The organism is Saccharopolyspora gloriosae (assembly GCF_022828475.1).
GTDB lineage: Bacteria > Actinomycetota > Actinomycetes > Mycobacteriales > Pseudonocardiaceae > Saccharopolyspora_C > Saccharopolyspora_C gloriosae_A.
Map to the genome: position 1 here is coordinate 1,596,519 of NZ_CP059557.1, position 17,587 is coordinate 1,614,105.

The following is a 17,587-nucleotide window of genomic DNA, read 5'->3' on the forward strand; positions in this document are numbered from 1 at the left end:
ATGGTGGTTGCCGAACAGCTCGTTCCCTACGCGGGCGTGGAACCGGACGAGGCGTGGGCTCGGGAAGTCCGCGAACTGGCCGACGAACGCGATGCCGTGGTGCTGGCGCACAACTACCAGCTGCCCGCGATCCAGGACGTCGCCCACCACACCGGGGACTCCCTGGCGCTGAGCCGGATCGCCGCCGAAAGCGTCGCCTCGACCATCGTGTTCTGCGGCGTGCACTTCATGGCCGAAACCGCGAAGATCCTCAGCCCCGGCAAGAAGGTCCTCATCCCGGACGCGCGCGCCGGATGCTCGCTCGCCGACTCGATCACCGCGGACCAGCTGCGCGGGTGGAAGGCCGAACACCCCGGCGCCGTCGTCGTCTCCTACGTGAACACGACCGCCGAGGTGAAAGCCGAGACCGACATCTGCTGCACCTCCTCGAACGCGGTCGACGTGGTTCGGTCCATTCCCGCGGAGCAGGAAGTGCTGTTCTGCCCGGACCAGTTCCTCGGCGCGCACGTGCGCCGCGAGACGGGACGGGACAACTTGCACGTGTGGGCAGGGGAATGCCACGTGCACGCGGGCATCAACGGGCCGGAGCTGGCCGACCGCGCGGCCGCAAACCCGGACGCCGACCTGTTCATCCACCCGGAGTGCGGTTGCGCGACCTCCGCGCTGTACTTAGCCGGCGAAGGGACGCTGCCCGCGGAACGGGTCAAGATCCTCTCCACCGGCGGGATGCTCGACGCCGCGCGCGAGACCGGCGCCGAATCGGTGCTGGTGGCCACCGAGGTCGGCATGCTGCACCAGCTGCGCCGCGCTGCGCCCGAGATCGACTTCCAGGCGGTCAACGACCGGGCTTCCTGCCGCTACATGAAGATGATCACCCCGGCCGCCCTGCTGCGCGGTCTGCGGGAGAACGCCGACGAGGTGCACGTGCCCGCGGACATCGCCGCCAGCGCCCGCGCCTCCGTGGAACGAATGATCAGCATCGGCAAGCCCGGGGGTGGCGAGTGACCTGGGAAGCGCGCGCCGACCTCGTCGTCGTCGGCACCGGCGTGGCCGGACTCACCGCCGCGCTGCGCGCACGGGAACTCGGTCTGCGAACTCTCGTGGTGACCAAGGATTCCGCGGAGGCGGGCAACACCGGCTGGGCGCAAGGCGGTGTCGCCGTGGTGCGTCCCGAGGAGCACGACGACGGCGACAGCGTGCAACGGCACGCCGCGGACACCCTGACCGCGGGCGTGGGCCTCTGCGACGAGCAGGCCGTGCGGTCGATCCTCACCGACGGCGCGGCGGCGGTGGCCGGGCTCCGCGCGGCGGGGGCGCGGTTCGACACCGCGGGCGGCGAGCTCTCCCGGACCCGCGAAGGCGGCCACACCGCGTTCCGGGTGATCCACGCGGGCGGCGACGCGACGGGCGCGGAGGTGCAGCGCGCACTGTCGACGGCGGTCGGCTCCGGGGGGATCCCGGTGCTGGAACGGCACTGCGTCGTCGAGCTGGTGCGCAGCGACGGGGGAGCGCTCGCCGGTGTGCTCGCGCTCGATTCGCACGGCAACCCCGGAGTGGTGCGCGCCCCCGCGGTACTGCTCGCGACCGGCGGACTCGGCCAGCTGTACGCGGCGACGACTAACCCGGACGTGGCCACCGCCGACGGGATCGCGCTCGCGCTGCGCGCGGGAGCGACCGTGGCCGACCTGGAGTTCGTGCAGTTCCACCCCACCGTGCTCTACACGCCCGATGCCGCACGCGGACGCAGGCCGCTGGTGACCGAGGCGGTGCGCGGCGAGGGCGCGGTGCTGCTGGACGCCCGCGGTGAGCGGGTCATGGCCGGTGAACATCCGCTCGCGGACCTGGCGCCGCGCGACGTGGTCTCCGCGGCGATCAACCGCAGGATGGCCGAGACCGGCGCGGAATGCGTGCTGCTGGACGCCACGAGGATCCCCGGGTTCGCCACCAGGTTCCCCACCGTCTTCGCGTCGTGCCGGGAAGCGGGCATCGATCCGCTGCGGGAGCCGATCCCGGTGACCAGCGCCGCGCACTACTCGTGCGGCGGCGTTGTGTCCGATGTGGACGGAAGAACCGGGGTGGCCGGGCTCTACGCCGCGGGCGAGGTGGCGCGAACCGGGTTGCACGGCGCGAACCGGCTGGCCTCGAACAGCCTGCTGGAAGGACTGGTCGTCGGTGCCCGCGCCGCGGACGCGGTGGCCCGCGACCTGCGCGGCGGCCTGACCGCGCGCAAGCCCGTGCTGCCGCCGGTTCCGGCGGCAGCCGTGGTGGACCGCGACCTGCTGCAGCGCACCATGACGCGCCACGCCGGAATCGGACGCACCGCCGACGGGCTCGCGACGGCCGCCGCGACGCTGGACCGCGCAGGCGTCGTCCGTCCACTTCGGACGCGGGCGGCGGTGGAGGACGCCTCGCTGGCACTCACGGCGCAGGCACTGCTCGCCGCCGCGGCCGCCCGCGACGAGTCACGCGGAAGTCACCGGCGACGCGATCACCCGGAGTGCGACGACGTACGCTGGCGACGCAGCGTCGCGCTGCGACTGGACGTGTCCGGCTGGCTGTTCCGCACCGACCGCGAACCCATGAGGAGCGTGGCATGACCCTGTCCGAGGTGACCGCCGCGCACCTGCGCTCGGCCGGTCTGGAACCCCAAGAGATCCGCGCGCTGGTGCGCGCCGCACTGGCCGAAGACCTCCGCTACGGCCTCGACGTCACCACTGAAGCGACCGTGCTGGTGGACGCCATCGCCGAGGCCGCCTTCCAATCCCGCCCGGCCGGAGTCGTCGCCGGGATCCCGGTCGCGCGCGCGGTGCTCGACGAGGTGCTCGGCCCGGACGGCTACAAGGTGCTGCACAGCCGCACCGACGGCGACATGATCATGCCGGGGGAGAGCGCGCTGAGCGTGCACGCCCCGGTTCGCGGGCTGCTCACCGCGGAACGCACCGCGCTGAACCTGCTCTGCCACCTCTCCGGCATCGCGACCGCGACGGCCGAATGGGTGCGGGCGGTGGAGGGCACCGGCTGCCGCATCCGGGACAGCCGCAAGACCCTGCCCGGACTGCGCGTGCTGCAGAAGTACGCGGTGCGCTGCGGCGGCGGCGTGAACCACCGCATGGGGCTGGGCGACGCGATGCTCATCAAGGACAACCACGTCGTGGCCGCGGGGTCCGCGGTGGCCGCGCTGCGCGCCTGTCGCGACCACGCGCCGGAACTGCCCATCGAGGTCGAAGTGACCACGGTCGAGGAACTGGACGAGGTGCTGGGGGAAGGCGCCGAACTGGTCCTGCTGGACAACTTCACGCCGCAGGACTGCGCCGACGCGGTACGGCGCACCGAGGAGATCTCGCCGGGGACCGAGCTGGAGGCCTCCGGCGGGCTCACCCTCGACGTCGCCCGCACCTACGCCGAGACCGGCGTGCACTACCTCGCCGTGGGCGCGCTCACCCACTCCTCCCCGGCGTTGGACATCGGCCTGGACATGTGACGTGCCGACCGGTCGCCCTCGAGGAGCGACCGGTCGGCACGGCTCAGAAGCGGCGGTTGGACAGCACCGGGATGTTCGCGCGCGCCTGCTCGACCGCGGTCGGGTCCAGATCCGTGACCAGCACGTCCGGGGCACCGGCGAGTTGCGCGTGCACGGTGCCGACCGGAGTGGCGACCGTGCTGTAGCCGATGCCGGTGGGGGCCTTGCCGCTCGGTTCGACGCCAGTGGTCCGCGGGTCGGCCTGCCCGCACGCCACGACCCACGACGTGCTGTCCAACGCGCGGGCGCGCACCAGCAGCTCCCACTGCTCGCGCTTGCCCTCGCCGGCGCCCCAGGAAGCGGCGGTGACGATCACCGAAGCACCCTGGTCGGCCAACGCCGTGTACAGACCGGGGAAGCGCACGTCGTAGCAGGTCGTGACTCCGACCCGGGTGCCGCCGACATCGACGACCAGCGGTGCGGTGCCGGGAGCGACGGTGCGGGACTCGGCGAAACCGAAGGCGTCGTAGAGGTGGATCTTGTCGTAGTGCGCGTCCAGGTCCTGTCCGGTGACCAGCAGCGTGTTCGTGACCCTGTCGTCGGCCGCCGGAGTGAACATGCCCGCGATCACCGCGATGCCCGCCTCATCGGCGAGTCGGCGGACCTCGGTGGCCCACGGGCCGTCGAGCGGTTCGGCGATCGGCGTGAGCGGGACGCCGAAGCAGGCCATGGCGGCCTCCGGGAAGATCGCGAGTTCCGCACCCGCGGCCGCGGCGCGGCGGATACCGTCGGCGACCAGATCCAGGTTCGCCTTCGGTTCGGGGGTCGACACGATCTGGCACAACGCGACGCGCATGGGGTCCGCCTCTCTTTGCCTCTACACTGTTGTATACCAGAGATATGCAAGGGTTCTGGATCGAACCTCGCCGCACTGCAAGGAGCCATCGTTGACCTCGGGCCGCCAGCTCGCCTACGACCATCTCAAGGACACCGTGCTGAGCGATCCCGCGATGCAAGGTCAGTTCGTCAACGAGCAGTCGCTCGCCGACGACATCGGCGTCTCCCGCACCCCGATCCGCGAGGCGCTGCTGCTGCTGGCGGCCGAGGAGCTGGTGCAGCTCGTCCCGAAGCGCGGCGCCTACATCGCGCCCGTCGCGGGGCGGCAGATCCGCGAACTGTTCGAGCTGCGCGGAATGATGGAGTGCTACTCGGCCCGTCGCACCCTCGAACTCGGCACCGTCCCGGTACCGGAGATGCGCGGTGAGCTCGACCGGCAGCGCGCGCTGCGCGCCGACGACGACGCGCGGTCGTTCATCGACCTCGACCACCGCTTCCACGCGGCCCTGGTGCGGGCCGTGGGCAACGACATGCTCACCAAGAGCTACGACGGATTGCGCGCTCGGCAGATCCGCGCGGGCATCGTCGCGCTGTTCTCCGTGGAGAACAGGCGCAATGTGGTCCTCAACGAGCACGACGCGATCCTCCACGCGCTGGCCGACGGTGACGCCGCGGCAGCCCAGTCGGCGATCACCGCCCACCTGGACGCTACGCAGCACGTGCTGCTCGCGGGCTGATCGCCAACCCGATGAGGGTGACCACGCAGGTGCCGAGCAGGTAGCAGGCGGGTGCGATCCAGCTGTCGAAGTAGGCGAACAGCGAGGTGAACAACAGCGGAGCCAACGCGCCGCCGATCACGCCGGCCAGCGTGTACGCCAGCGAACAGCCGGTGTAGCGAAGCCGGGTGCTGAACTGCTCGGCTACGAACGCCGCCTGCGGGCCGTACATCAGGGAGTGCCACAGCAGGCCCACGATCACCCCGACCACCAGCAGCGGCGCCGAACCGCCCCCGATGAGCGGGAAGAACACGAACGGCCACACCGCGCCGCCGATCGCGCCGATCGCGTACACCCGGCGTCGGCTCCACCGGTCCGACAGCCAGCCCGCGGCGGGAATCAACGCCAGCTGACAGGTAGAGCCGATCATGACTCCGGCGACGGCCCAGCTCTGCGGAAGCCCGAGTTCTTTCGTGACGTAGGTGAGCACGAAGACGGTGAACAGTGCGTAGAGCACATCCGGGCCGACGCGGGACAGGATCGCGGAGATCAGCGCGCGCGGTTCCTCGGTGAACACCTCGCGCAGCGGTGCGGAAGCCTGATCACCTTCTCGCTGCAGCTCGCGGAACACCGGGGTCTCCTCCAGTTTCACCCGGATCCACAATCCGAAGATCACCAGGACTGCGGAGAGCAGGAACGCGACCCGCCAGCCCCAGGACAGGAACTGCTCCGGAGTGAGGCTCGCGGCCAGCGCCGCGAGCACGCCATTGGCCAGCAGGTTGCCCGCGGGTGGGCCGATCTGGGCAGCCGATGCCCAGAAGCCGCGGTGCTGTTCGTCGCCGAACTCGCTGGAGAGCAGCACGGCTCCGCCCCATTCGCCGCCGATGCCGACCCCCTGCGCGAACCGCAGTGCCACCAGCAGCACGGCGCCCAGCGCGCCCACCTGGCCGTGCGTGGGCAACAGCCCGATGAGCACGGTGGCGATGCCGGTGAGCAGCAGGGTCGTGACCAGTACCTGTTTGCGTCCGAGCACGTCGCCGAGGCGGCCGAACACGAATCCGCCCAGCGGCCGGGACAGGTATCCGACGGCGTATGTGGAGAAGGCCAGCAGCGTGCCCGAGAGCGGGTCGTGGCTGGGGAAGAACAGGTCGCCGAAGACGAGAGCGGACGCCACCGAGTAGGCGGCGAAGTCGTACCACTCCAGCGAGGTTCCGGACAGGGCGGCGACGAACGCCTTGATCAGGTCTTTGCGGGGCGGACGGGTGGGCGTGTCGGCGAGCGCTCGACTCATCGGCGGTCCTTGTCGGGGAGTTCGTCACATCGGCCGGGTTCCCGGGCGAATTGGTGATACGAACTGTATACAAGAAGTATGCTGATCGGGAGGGTTTAATGTTTCCGCTTCGTTTCGATGTGGCAGGCGCGTCCGTCGAGGTGCCGGTGCGGACCTTGCTCAACGCCGGATACGCCGGTCGGAGTCAGGACGACGTGGCTGCGCACGTCGCCGAACTCGCCGAGCTCGGGGTGCCTGCACCCACTCGCACTCCGTGCCTGTACCCGGTTGCGCCGTACCTCGCGATGCAGACCGCGGACGTCCCCGTGCAACACGCGCGTACCTCAGGGGAAGCGGAATGGGCGCTGATCATCGCCGGCCAGGGCGAGGAGGACGTGCTGCTCACCGTCGCCTGCGATCACACTGACCGGGAGCTGGAAGTGCACGGCGTCGCCTGGAGCAAGCAGGCCGGACCGGACGTGCTCGGGTCCCGCGCGTGGCGGTTGATCGACGTCGCCGACCGGATCGACTCGCTGACCCTCACCGCTCAGGTCGGCGGCCGACGCATCCAGCACGGCACGCTCGGGGAGCTGCTCAGTCCCCAGTACTGGCTAGAGGAACTGCGGAACCTCGAACTCGCCGAGGTCGGGACGGTGCTGCTGTCCGGCACGATCCCGATGGACACCACCGTCGACCAGTTCGCGGACTCGTGGCGAGTGGATTTGACGGATCCGGCGAGTGGCGACGTTCTGACCTGTGACTACACCGTGCGTCAGCTGCCCGCGCCGATCGCTTAGCGCGGGCGTCCGGCACGCCACGCCCGGCCGATGCCGTCCGATCGTGGTCATTGCCGACGACCGCCCCTTTTCGCGGTGGGACCAGGTCGGAATGCGCATCCGTTCCGGATGCGTCCGGGCTGTCGGCCGCCCGTGGCTCCTTGCTCTGCGGCCCTTTCCGAGAGCATGCTCACCCCGGCAGGTGCACGGGTATGCCACGCGGTCTCCCCGGGTGGAGACGGGGTCGGCTCCTGGTGTTCGCCGCGCGTCTCCACGTAGGCGATCAACCGGGCACGTGGTCCGAATGTGATCCGGCCGATGTGGCATCGTGACTCCCTGCAAGTTCACGGCACCCGGCCGTGAACGGTGCCAGAAGCAGCACGCGAAGAGTGGGAGACAGACGTGAGCGACAGCGGCGAGGGCACCACTTTCATGCAGTGGCGCGAGCGGGCGCAGTCGGAGGTCCAGGAGGAGCGGCCGCAGCTGCGAGCCGTGCTGATCACGGCGGCGGTCGTGGTCCTGGTCGGCATCATCGTGGGAGTCGTCGTTCTCCTGCTGTCCTGATCCGTTCAGGAAGATCGAACGACGACACCACCCGGATGATCCGTCCCGAGGTTGGTCCGGGTGGCCCGAGTCGGCGTGGGCGACGTTCCCGGAACGCGCCCATCCGCCGCCAATGCGGTCGACGTCGCGCTGGCGCGTGCTCTTCCGCATGGTTCTGGCCCGTCGGGCACGGACTTCGGCCTGGTTCCACATCGGCCCGCCGCCGGATTCGGCTGGATACAGCACGATCAAGTGATGACGAATCTGTGTTCGACTGTGGACACTGGACGTCATGGAACCCTTGGTCGTGCCGCAGCCCGGTGTGGGCGGTCCGCCGCGTGTGCCGCAGCCGCGCGACGAAGCTCGTCGCGCCGCAGGCGGTCATGTCGACGGTTCGGCCGCGGACTCGCATTCCGCGGCCGTTCCCGGTTCCGAACTCGGACCGGTCATGGAGGACTTGTTCGACCGCTCTGAGCGCCCCGCCGCGTCCCGGTCTGACGCCGAGCTGATCGCGGGCATTCGCGACTCGGAAGCGGTCGCCCGGGCCGCGTTGTCGTGGCAGGCGGAGCTCATCGCGGAATCCGAGCGGCGAGGTCTGCACAGCGAGGCGGGCGCCCGATCGATGCCGGTGTGGGTGCGCGAATTGCTGAACATCGCCCGTGGTGACGCGAGGTCCCGCGTGGTCGTCGGCAGAGCAGTGGCGGAACGCGCCGCGCCCGGCGGCGAGCCGCTGCCGCCCGCGTTGCCCGCGACCGCCAAAGTGCTGCGGGAACGAGACACGAGCCTCGTGCACGCTCAGGTGATCGTCAACAGCATGGAGAAGCTGCCGCCGCTGGTAGGGCCGGTGCAGCGCGCCGAGGTGGAGGAACTTCTCGCCGAACAGGCGAAGGTCCTTTCCCCACGTGAGCTGGAGATCGCAGCCGAGCGGTTGCGCTACCTCCTCGACCAGGACGGTGCGTTGCGCGATGAGCGTCGGCAGGTCGAGCGTCGTGAACTGCACCTGACCACCGACCGGGACGGCATGACCCTGCTGAAGGGCCGGCTGGACCGTGAGACCGGAGCGAAGCTGCAGGCGGCGCTGGAGCCGCTCGCCGCTCCGCGACCCCAGAACTCCGGAGAACGGGATCGTCGAACCGCGGGCAAGCGGAACGCCGACGCGCTCGCCGACCTCGTGGAAATCGTGCTGGCCGGGGACGAACTTCCGCGCAGTGGCGGACAACGTCCGCACCTGACGATCACCATCGCGCACGATCAACTGCGCGAATCCTTGGGCGACGAGCGATTCGGCGGGACGATCGAGACCACCGGGCAACCGATCACAGCGGAAACGGCGCGTCGCATCGCCTGCGACGCGGAGCTGCTGCCGGTCCTGCTGGACGGTGAGAGCCGCCCGCTGGACGTGGGCCGTGCCCGGCGTTCAGCGCCGCCGCACCTGCGTGCCGCATTGCTCGCGCGGGACGGGAAGTGCGCCTTTCCTTCGTGCGACCACCCGCCTGGAACATCCGAGGCGCACCACATTCGGCACTGGGCGGACGGCGGACCCACCGCGCTCGACAACCTGGTCATGCTCTGCGCCCATCACCACTCGGTGACCCACGCCCAGAACTGGAAGATCACGCTTGATGCCGGGCGGCCGATGTTCACTCCGCCGTCGTGGATCGATGCCGACCGAACACCCAGGCCCGGTAACCGGGCGCATCACGAACCACCCGACCTGGCCGCACGATGACGGCGACCAGGCACACCGGTGCGCGCGGTCAAGATCGCCTGCTCGATGCCGTTCGGACATGGGTGAACACAAAGATCGAATGCTGCGGGGAGTCGTACCAGGACGGCGATCCGGACTCGTCGCCGAACGCCGCCGTTGCCGCGTGCTGAAGTCGCTCTAGCGCCCGGAACTCATTGCGGAGCCGGAGGTTTCATCCCGACGGCCGCCCAGCCGTTGCCGACTGCCGTGCGGACCTGCTCGCTGACGTCGAAGTCCGGGCGCCAATCCACCACGGACACCACGCCCGGCGGGATCAACGACCAGCCGGTGAGCAGCTCCCGCGCCTGCTCCGCGGGACGCAGGCTCAGCGGGGTCGGGGTCTGATCGTAGATGCGCAATCCCTCGACCACCTGCGTCGTGGACAGGCCGGCGCCGGAGGCGTGGCTCAACGCGAGAACACTGCCGGGCGCGCAGGCGCGGCGATACGCGTCGAGGACGCCCACCGGGGCCGCCTCGTCGGGCACGAAATGCAGCACCGACAACGCCAGCACCGCGAGCGGCTGATCGAAGTCCAGCAGCCGGGTAACCCCGGGGGCATCGAGCACGTCGGCTGGGCGGGACAGGTCGGCCTGGGTGACCGTCACCCGCGTTTCGCCGTGCAGCAACCGTCGGGCGTGCGCGACGGCGACCGGCTCATGATCGACGTAGGCGATCACGGTGTCGGGCCTGTCATCGTGCGCGACCTCATGCACGTTGCCGGCGGTGGGAATCCCCGAACCGAGGTCGAGGAATTGACGGATGCCGCGTTCCACGCAGTAGCGCACGACGCGGCGCAGGAACGCCCGGTTCTCGCGCACCCCGACTCGCGTCGCCGGAAGCAGGTTCAGCTGCTGCTCGGCGGCTTTCCGGTCTGCGGGGAAGTTCTGCGTTCCACCGAGGAAGTAGTCGTACATGCGCGCGGCGTTGGGGCGCTGCAGGTCGAGTTCACCGTGAATGTCGGCCAGCTCCTTGAACAACTCGTCATCGCTGGTGATCGCGAACCCCTCCTGCCTGAGCCGGTGATCGCGACCGTATCGCTCTCTCACCGCGCACAAGGGAAAAGCCCGGATCCCGAGCGGGCATCCGGGCTTTCCCTCAGCGCTGGGCGGCTCAGGCGCCGGCTTCGCGCAGCACGATGTCCACTGCGGCGTTGTTGCGAGCGGTCTCCCGCTCGATCACGTCACCCGGCGGGTAGAACCCGTCGATTCCGCCGCTGGACGGGTACATCTCCAGGGTGAAGGCGAGGATCTTGTGCTTGCCCCACATCCAGTCGAGGCTGTCGCCGTCGGTGGTGTACAGGTCGCTGGACTGCTGCGGCGTGTAACCGTTGGAGTTCGCCATCTCGGTGCCGACCTTTTCGAAACGGTCGTACTCCTGCTGGGTCATGCCTTCGGACACGTCGTCCTGGGTGTGTCCGAAGGGCCACAGCACGAGTTCCGAGAACGTGTGGAAATCGATCGCCGACTTGATCTGCTGGGCGCCCCCGATGACGCGGGAGTCGATGAAGTCGGCCAGTGCCTTGGTCTCGGGCGCGGAGAACGCCTCCGGGCCGCGGTAGGTCTCGTCCTGCGGGTCGTCGCTGGCGCCGCCGCAGCAGCCCCACAGGTAACCCCAGTTGCGGTTGAGGTCGGTGCCCGTGTCCTGCCGGTTCTTGCGCCAGCCTTGGTACTCACCGGACTCGACGTCGTAGGTCGAGCCGTCTACGTTGACCGACGGGACGATCCACACCTCGCGGTTGTCCACGCTCTCCTTCACCGCGGGGTCGGCGTACTCGTCGGTGAGCCGGTTCGCGATCTGTAGGCACATCTCGGTGGTCAGGTGCTCCCGCGCGTGCTGGTTGCAGTCGAACAGGACTTCAGGTTCGTCCTCGTCCTGCGCCACGTTGTCGCTGATCTTGAGCAACGGGATGTCCCGGCCCTCGAAGCTCTTCCCGAGGCTGGACTTCGCGGCAAGCTCCGGGTGGTCGGCCGTGATCTTGTCGAGCTCGGCGACCATCTCGTCGTAGTTGTGGTAAGCCTCGTCGCCCGGCGGGAAGTCCCGCGGCGCTGCCTGGGTCTGCAGGTCGAGCCCGTTCGAGCGCAGTTCCTCGGCCTGTGCGGGTGTGGCTTCCACTGTCGCCACACCGTCTTTCGCCCCGAGGACATTGGCGCCGGAGGCATTGATGTCGGTGCGGATGCGGCTGTCGGTGCCGGGCACCGTGTAAACACCGGCGGCCGCGGTTTCGGGAGCCGGCCGGGGTTGAGGTGCGGCGACACTCGCCTGAACCGGGAGTAGCAGGGCCAAGGACGCGGCGGCCGCCACCGCCGTTGCTCTGCGCCGTGCGCTGGACATCGAGGCCTCCGATCGATCACGGATGGTGATCACGAGAGACTCCCCGAGTAACGTTCCGTTGGCAACCCACTAACGTCGGAAGCGGCGGATCACCGTTTTACCGTTCATCAGCGGACGCGCGTCCGACAGCGTCGAACAGGACGATTACCCTGGTGACCGAGCTACTAGCCGCAATCCGTCCGTACTGAAAGGACGCCCATGCTCTCCCGTACCGACCTGCGCGGTCGTGTTCCGTCCACCGCCGAGCTGCGCGCCACGCTGCCGCGCGCCGAGACGGACGTGGAGCACGTGCTGCATCAGGTGCGGCCGGTGATCGAGGCCGTTCGCGAGCGCGGTGCGGACGCGGTTCTCGAGTACACCGAGAAGTTCGACGCGGTGCGGCCCGAGCGGGTTCGAGTGCCCGCCGTGGAGCTAGCGGGGGCCTTGGAACGGCTCGATCCGACGGTGCGGGCGGCGTTGCAGGAGTCGATCGACCGTGCGCGCCGCGTGCACGGGGAACAGCGGCGGACCGACGTCACCACGCAGGTCGTGCCCGGCGGCACGGTCACGGAACGCTGGGTGCCGGTCGCCCGCGTGGGGTTGTACGCGCCTGGTGGGCTCGCCGTGTACCCGTCGAGCGTGGTGATGAACGTGGTGCCCGCGCAGGCCGCCGGGGTGGAGTCCTTGGTGGTGTGCTCGCCGCCGCAGGCGGAGTTCGGTGGTCTGCCGCACCCGACGATCCTCGCGGCGGCCGCGCTGCTGGAGGTCGACGAGGTGTGGGCGGTGGGTGGCGCCCAAGCGGTGGCGCTGCTCGCCTACGGCGGCGAGGACACCGACGGTTCTCCGCTGCTGCCCGTGGACCTGGTGACCGGGCCGGGCAACGTCTACGTCACGGCCGCGAAGCGACACCTGCGCAGCGTCATCGGCATCGATGCGGAGGCGGGGCCGACGGAGATCGCGGTGCTCGCCGACGAGACGGCGGACCCGGTGCATGTGGCCGCTGACCTGATCAGCCAGGCCGAACACGACGCGCTGGCGGCGAGCGTGCTGGTGACGACGTCGCCGGAGCTGGCCGACGCGGTGGACGCCGAATTGTCCCGGCAGGTTCCGTTGACCAAGCACACCGAGCGGATCCGTACCGCGCTCACCGGTGAGCAGTCCGGCTGTGTGCTGGTCGGCACGGTTGCCGACGGCCTCACCGTCGTGGACGCCTACGCCGCGGAGCACTTGGAGATCCAGACCGCCGACGCCGATTCGGTTGCCGCGCGAGTGCGCAACGCGGGTGCGATCTTCGTCGGCCCGCACGCACCGGTCTCGCTCGGTGACTACTGCGCAGGCTCGAACCACGTGCTGCCCACGGGCGGCTGCGCGCGGCACTCCTCAGGTCTGAGCGTGCAGAGTTTCCTGCGCGGCATCCACGTCATCTCCTACGACGAGCAGGCGTTGCGGGACGTCGCGGGCAAGGTCGTCGCGCTGGCCGATGCCGAGGACCTTCCGGCGCACGGGCAGGCCGTCACGGCCCGCTTCCCGTCCGGACTCGACCGCTGATCCACACCGCGAAGAGAGAACCATGAATGACGTGCTCGGCGCCGAGGTGGCGCTGACAGATCTTCCGCTGCGCGAGGACCTGCGCGGCCGCAGCCCGTACGGCGCTCCGCAGCTGGACGTGCCGGTGCGGTTGAACACCAACGAGAACCCGTACCCGCCGCCACCGGAGCTGGTGGCCGAGGTGACCGAGTCGGCGCGGTCGGTCGCGGAGTCCCTGCACCGTTACCCGGACCGGGACGCGGTGGCGTTGCGGGAGGACCTGGCCGCCTACTTGAGCGGCGCGACCGGGGTCACCGTCTCGCACCGCAACGTGTGGGCCGCGAACGGTTCGAACGAGGTGCTGCAGCAGGTGCTGCAGGCATTCGGCGGGCCGGGGCGCAGCGCGCTGGGCTTCGAACCGTCGTACTCGATGCACCCGATCTTGTCGGCGGGAACCCGGACGGACTGGTCGCCCGCTCCGCGACGTGCGGACTTCAGCCTGGACGGTCCGCAGGCGGCGGCGATCGTCGCTGAGCGGCGCCCGGACGTGGTGTTCGTGACGAGTCCGAACAACCCGACGGGGCAAGCGGTCTCGCAGCAGGATCTGCGTGCGGTGCTCGACGTGGCCCCGGGGATCGTGGTGGTCGACGAGGCCTACATCGAGTTCTGCGACGAGCCGAGTGCGATCGGCCTGATCGACGAGTACCCGGCGAAGCTCATCGTCAGCCGCACCATGAGCAAGGCCTTCGCCTTCGCCGGTGGCAGGCTCGGTTATCTCGCGGCGGCGCCCGCGATGATCGACGCGCTGCTCCTGGTGCGCTTGCCGTACCACCTGTCGGCGCTGACGCAGGCCGCGGCGCGGGCCGCGCTGCGGCACGCGAAGGCGACGCTCGGTTCTGTGCAGGCGCTCGTGGACGAGCGGAACCGGGTCGTGGAGGCGTTGCGCGGCATGGGGTTCTCCCCGGTGCACAGCGACGCCAACTTCGTGCTGTTCGGGTTGTTCGAGGACGCGCACGCCGCGTGGCAGCGCTACCTGGACGCGGGGGTGCTGATCCGCGATGTCGGCATCGCCGGGCATCTGCGGGTCACCATCGGTACCCCTGAGGAGAACGACGCGTTCCTGGCAGCCGGTAAGGCGCTGGTGGACGCGGCTAGTGAGGAGAGCACGCGATGACAGCGACCGAGTCGGCGTTCGCGCCGGGCACCCGGACCGGGCGGGTGGAACGCAGCACGCAGGAATCCTCCGTGCTGGTCGACCTCGACCTCGACGGCACTGGAAAGGTCGACGTCGACACCACGGTTCCGTTCTACGACCACATGCTCACCGCGCTGGGCACGCATGCCGCGTTCGACCTGAACGTCAAGGCGTCCGGTGACATCGACGTCGATGCCCACCACACGGTGGAGGACACGGCGATCGTGCTGGGTCAGGCGCTGCGGAAGGCGCTGGGGGACAAGAAGGGCATCCGCCGTTTCGGCGACGCGTGGATCCCGATGGACGAGACCTTGGCGCACGCCGCGGTCGACGTCTCGGGGCGTTCCTACTGCGTGCTCACCGGGGAACCGGAGCAGTACAACTCGTTCACCATCGGCGGGAACTACCCGTTCGTCCTGAACCGGCACGTGTTCGAGTCGCTGGCGTTCCACTCGCAGATCAACTTGCACGTGCGTGTGATCCACGGCAGGGACCCGCACCACATCGCCGAGGCCCAGTTCAAGGCCATCGCACGGGCGTTGCGTGCCGCGGTGGAACCGGATCCGCGGTTCGCGGGCGTGGTGCCGTCGACCAAGGGCGCGCTGTAGATGGCGAACTTGGGGCCGATCGTGCTGTTGGCCGTGGCCGGTTTTCTCGTCGGCGGTGTCGCCGCGATGTGGAAGACGGCCAGGGTGATGGCGGTGGTGCTGGGCGTGCTCGCGGCGTTGGCCGCAGCGGGTGGAATCGCCTGGCTGCTGTGACGGGGATGTGAACAGCAGCCAGGCGATGTCCTGGGGTACCCGTCAGGCGTTCAACGGGTGGTCTTGGAAGAACTCCCAGATCAGCGGAGTCGCTTCGATCACGGTGGGTTCGTCGGAGTCCGGGTTGGACGATCGGCTCGGCCAGTCGTGGCCGAGGTCGTCGATCCGGTAGTGCACGAGCCCGCCCCGGTCTTCGCAGTCCGTCCAGTGTTGCCGCGTCACTTGCGGCTGCGGGTGCTCGGTGACCGGGTCGGTGTCGCAGCCGTCGTGCCCGGCCCATTCGTCGAGCCAGTCCGGGATCGCGGGCAGCCCTTTGTCCGGGTTGCCGTTGTACGGGATGGTGTCGTCGGCGGTGCCGTGGAAGGAGATCATCGGTACCGGTTCGGACGGGGCGCATTCGCCGCTTTGCGGGTAGTAGGCGCCGGCGACCGGCGCGAACGCGGCGATGCGATCGCCGAGGCGGCAGGCGAGCACTTCGGTGAAGCCGCCACCGTTGGACTTCCCGGCCGCGTAGATGCGTTCCGGTTCCACGCAGAAGTCGTTCTCCACCTGGTCGAGCAGGTCGTCGGTGAATTGGACGTCGTCGGCGTCGGCGGAGTACGGCGCGCCTTCCCACGCCGTGTCGCCGTCGGTTCCGACGAGGCCTTGCGGGTAGACGGCGATGGCGTCCAGTTCGGAGAACCGGGACAGCTGCTCTTGGTATTCGGCGGTGCGGCCGTGTCCGTGGAACGACAGCACGACGGGCGTCGACCGTTCGGGGTCGTAGTTCTCCGGTACGTGCACGAGGTATTCGCGTGTCCGGCCACCGGAGGTGATCTCTTGGCCCGCGGTGGTGCCGGGTTCGACGGCGGGGGAGGCGTCGCAGCCGTGGCGCGGCACCTCCCGGTCCGGTGCGGCGGCGTGCGCGGGCGCGCCGGTGGCGGCTACCGCGCCGAGGGTGACCAGCAGACTCAGCACTGCTCTGTGCATCTTCGACTCCTGTTGTCTCGGCGCGGCCCGGTCCGGGCGCGCCCGCTCACGCCGTGCTGTTCGATCGGTTCTACTGCTTGGCGGCCGCGGCGGTTTCCTTGTCGGCCGGTTCGACCGTCGAAGCGTCCTCCTCGTCGAGGAAGCTCTGCTCGTTGAACGGGTCTTCCTTGGCGAACACGCGCTGCATCTGCTCGCGGTCGATCTCCTTGGTCCAGGAGCCGATGATCACGGTGGCGATCGCGTTACCCGCGAAGTTGGTCACCGCGCGGGCTTCGGACATGAAGCGGTCGATGCCGACGATGAGGCCGACGCCGTCCACCAGTTCCGGGCGGTGCGATTGCAGGCCACCGGCCAGCGTCGCCAAGCCTGCGCCGCTCACGCCCGCCGCGCCCTTCGACGCGATGATCATGAAGACCAGCAGTGAGATCTGCTCGCCGACCGACAGCGGCTGCCCCATCGCCGAGGCGATGAACAGCGACGCCATGGTCAGGTAGATCGCGGTCCCGTCGAGGTTGAACGAGTATCCGGTCGGCACCGTGATGCCCACGACCGGCTTGCTCACGCCGAGGTGCTCCATCTTCGCGATCAGCCGCGGCAGTGCCGCTTCCGACGAGGAGGTGGACACGATCAGCAGGAATTCCCGGCCGAGGTAGCCGAGCAGCTTGAACACGTTGACCCGCGCGAAGGCCCACAGCAGCGGCCCGAGCACGAGGAACACGAACAGCAGGCAGGTGGTGTAGAAGCCGAACATGATGATGCCGAGGCCCTTGAGGGCGTCCACGCCGGTCGCGCCGACGACGGCCGCGATGGCGCCGAAAGCGCCGATCGGGGCCGCCCACATCACCATCGCCAGGATCTTGAACACGAGCCGTTGGATGTGCTCGATGCCGCGCAGGATCGGGGTGCCCTTGTCGCCGAGCGCTTGCAGGGCGAATCCGGCCAGCAGCGCCACCAGCAGCGTTTGCAGCACTTCGCCTTCGGTGAGGGCGGAGACCAGGGTGTTCGGGATGATCCCGATCAGGAACCCGCTGAGCCCTTCGGATTCGCCGGGGGCCTGGTCGGTTCCGCTGTTGCGCAGTTCCTCGGTCAGCTGCAGGCCTTCACCCGGGTGCAGGAGGTTGCCGACAAGCAGGCCCACGACGAGCGCCACCAGGGACATCACCATGAAGTAGCCGAGCGCGAGACCGCCGACCTTGCCGACCTGCGCGGCCTGCCGCACGCCGCCGACTCCGAGCACGATGGTGCAGAAGATGACCGGTGAGATCATCATCTTGATGAGGTTGATGAACCCGGTGCCCAGTGGTTTCAGTGCGGTGGCGAAGTCGGGGAAGGCGAATCCGACCGCGATGCCGGCCAGGACCGCCACGATGACGAAGATGTAGAGGAAGTGGGTGCGGTCCCGCTTCTTCGGCGGTGCACCGGCGGTCTCGGGTGCAGCGTCTTTGCTTGGCACGGTCAACTCCTACTGCGATGTAC

17 protein-coding genes are annotated in these 17,587 nt (G+C 69.4%); 11 read left to right on the forward strand and 6 right to left on the reverse strand.

Annotated features, from left to right (window positions below; all coding sequences use genetic code 11):
• Genes nadA through nadC form a run of 3 tightly spaced genes read left to right on the forward strand, consistent with a single transcriptional unit; the run spans window position 1 to window position 3,481 of the window.
• Window positions 1–1,005: a quinolinate synthase NadA gene (gene nadA / locus H2Q94_RS06930; RefSeq protein WP_243793300.1), complete on the forward strand. Its 1,005-nt coding sequence runs from the start codon at window positions 1–3 to the stop codon at window positions 1,003–1,005.
• Entirely contained in the window at window positions 1,002–2,597 is a 1,596-nt protein-coding gene (locus H2Q94_RS06935; protein ID WP_243793303.1) for an L-aspartate oxidase, read from the forward strand. Before nadA ends, H2Q94_RS06935 begins: the two co-directional genes overlap by 4 nt.
• Window positions 2,594–3,481: a carboxylating nicotinate-nucleotide diphosphorylase gene (gene nadC, locus H2Q94_RS06940; protein WP_243793304.1), complete on the forward strand. Its 888-nt coding sequence runs from the start codon at window positions 2,594–2,596 to the stop codon at window positions 3,479–3,481. Before H2Q94_RS06935 ends, nadC begins: the two co-directional genes overlap by 4 nt.
• A gap of 43 nt (window positions 3,482–3,524) precedes the next feature.
• On the opposite strand, the gene H2Q94_RS06945 is transcribed toward nadC, so the two are convergent.
• A complete protein-coding gene (locus tag H2Q94_RS06945; RefSeq protein ID WP_243793306.1) occupies window positions 3,525–4,316 on the reverse strand; it encodes a carbon-nitrogen hydrolase family protein in 792 nt (263 codons plus the stop codon).
• 91 nt (window positions 4,317–4,407) lie between these two features.
• Here H2Q94_RS06945 and H2Q94_RS06950 point away from each other — a divergent pair, with 91 nt between their 5' ends.
• Window positions 4,408–5,034, forward strand: coding sequence for a GntR family transcriptional regulator (locus tag H2Q94_RS06950; protein WP_243793307.1), 627 nt, complete (start codon window positions 4,408–4,410; stop codon window positions 5,032–5,034).
• Here H2Q94_RS06950 and H2Q94_RS06955 read toward each other — a convergent pair.
• Complete coding sequence (locus H2Q94_RS06955; RefSeq protein ID WP_243793317.1) at window positions 5,006–6,304, reverse strand: MFS transporter; 1,299 nt, start codon at window positions 6,302–6,304, stop codon at window positions 5,006–5,008. The two genes, H2Q94_RS06950 and H2Q94_RS06955, sit on opposite strands and share 29 nt — an antisense overlap.
• Window positions 6,305–6,402: 98 nt before the next feature.
• Between H2Q94_RS06955 and H2Q94_RS06960 the strand changes: the two genes are divergently transcribed.
• From H2Q94_RS06960 to H2Q94_RS06970, 3 genes are all read left to right on the forward strand, one after another.
• The gene (locus tag H2Q94_RS06960) at window positions 6,403–7,080 is read left to right on the forward strand and encodes a DUF2848 domain-containing protein (protein WP_243793318.1); all 678 of its coding nucleotides are present in this window, start codon (window positions 6,403–6,405) and stop codon (window positions 7,078–7,080) included.
• 381 nt (window positions 7,081–7,461) lie between these two features.
• Window positions 7,462–7,623, forward strand: a complete 162-nt coding sequence (locus H2Q94_RS06965) for a hypothetical protein (protein ID WP_243793319.1) — start codon at window positions 7,462–7,464, stop codon at window positions 7,621–7,623.
• Window positions 7,624–7,894: 271 nt separating this feature from the next.
• Entirely contained in the window at window positions 7,895–9,331 is a 1,437-nt protein-coding gene (locus H2Q94_RS06970; protein ID WP_243793320.1) for an HNH endonuclease signature motif containing protein, read from the forward strand.
• 170 nt (window positions 9,332–9,501) lie between these two features.
• Here the strand turns inward: H2Q94_RS06970 and H2Q94_RS06975 are convergent, their stop codons facing one another.
• Both H2Q94_RS06975 and H2Q94_RS06980 read right to left on the reverse strand, forming a co-directional pair.
• Window positions 9,502–10,395 carry an SAM-dependent methyltransferase gene (locus tag H2Q94_RS06975; protein ID WP_243793321.1) on the reverse strand — a complete coding sequence of 298 codons (894 nt, stop codon included), beginning with the start codon at window positions 10,393–10,395 and terminating at the stop codon, window positions 9,502–9,504.
• A 64-nt stretch (window positions 10,396–10,459) separates the two neighbouring features.
• A complete protein-coding gene (locus H2Q94_RS06980; RefSeq protein WP_243793322.1) occupies window positions 10,460–11,680 on the reverse strand; it encodes a M14 family metallopeptidase in 1,221 nt (406 codons plus the stop codon).
• Window positions 11,681–11,878: 198 nt separating this feature from the next.
• On the opposite strand from H2Q94_RS06980, the gene hisD reads away from it, so the two are divergent.
• The 4 genes from hisD to H2Q94_RS07000 are packed head-to-tail and all read left to right on the forward strand — an operon-like array spanning window position 11,879 to window position 15,142.
• Complete coding sequence (hisD, locus tag H2Q94_RS06985; protein WP_243793323.1) at window positions 11,879–13,207, forward strand: histidinol dehydrogenase; 1,329 nt, start codon at window positions 11,879–11,881, stop codon at window positions 13,205–13,207.
• Window positions 13,208–13,229: 22 nt separating this feature from the next.
• Entirely contained in the window at window positions 13,230–14,360 is a 1,131-nt protein-coding gene (locus H2Q94_RS06990; protein WP_243793332.1) for a histidinol-phosphate transaminase, read from the forward strand.
• The gene (gene hisB, locus H2Q94_RS06995; protein WP_243793334.1) at window positions 14,357–14,989 is read left to right on the forward strand and encodes an imidazoleglycerol-phosphate dehydratase HisB; all 633 of its coding nucleotides are present in this window, start codon (window positions 14,357–14,359) and stop codon (window positions 14,987–14,989) included. The genes H2Q94_RS06990 and hisB overlap by 4 nt, the downstream gene beginning before the upstream one ends.
• Window positions 14,990–15,142 carry a hypothetical protein gene (locus H2Q94_RS07000; protein WP_243793336.1) on the forward strand — a complete coding sequence of 51 codons (153 nt, stop codon included), beginning with the start codon at window positions 14,990–14,992 and terminating at the stop codon, window positions 15,140–15,142.
• Window positions 15,143–15,184: 42 nt separating this feature from the next.
• Here the strand turns inward: H2Q94_RS07000 and H2Q94_RS07005 are convergent, their stop codons facing one another.
• Together H2Q94_RS07005 and H2Q94_RS07010 are read right to left on the reverse strand one after the other, a co-directional pair.
• Window positions 15,185–16,111, reverse strand: a complete 927-nt coding sequence (locus tag H2Q94_RS07005) for a CE1 family esterase (RefSeq protein WP_243793339.1) — start codon at window positions 16,109–16,111, stop codon at window positions 15,185–15,187.
• Window positions 16,112–16,181: 70 nt separating this feature from the next.
• A complete protein-coding gene (locus H2Q94_RS07010; protein WP_243793341.1) occupies window positions 16,182–17,564 on the reverse strand; it encodes a cation:dicarboxylate symporter family transporter in 1,383 nt (460 codons plus the stop codon).
• Between the last annotated feature and the right edge of the window lie 23 nt (window positions 17,565–17,587).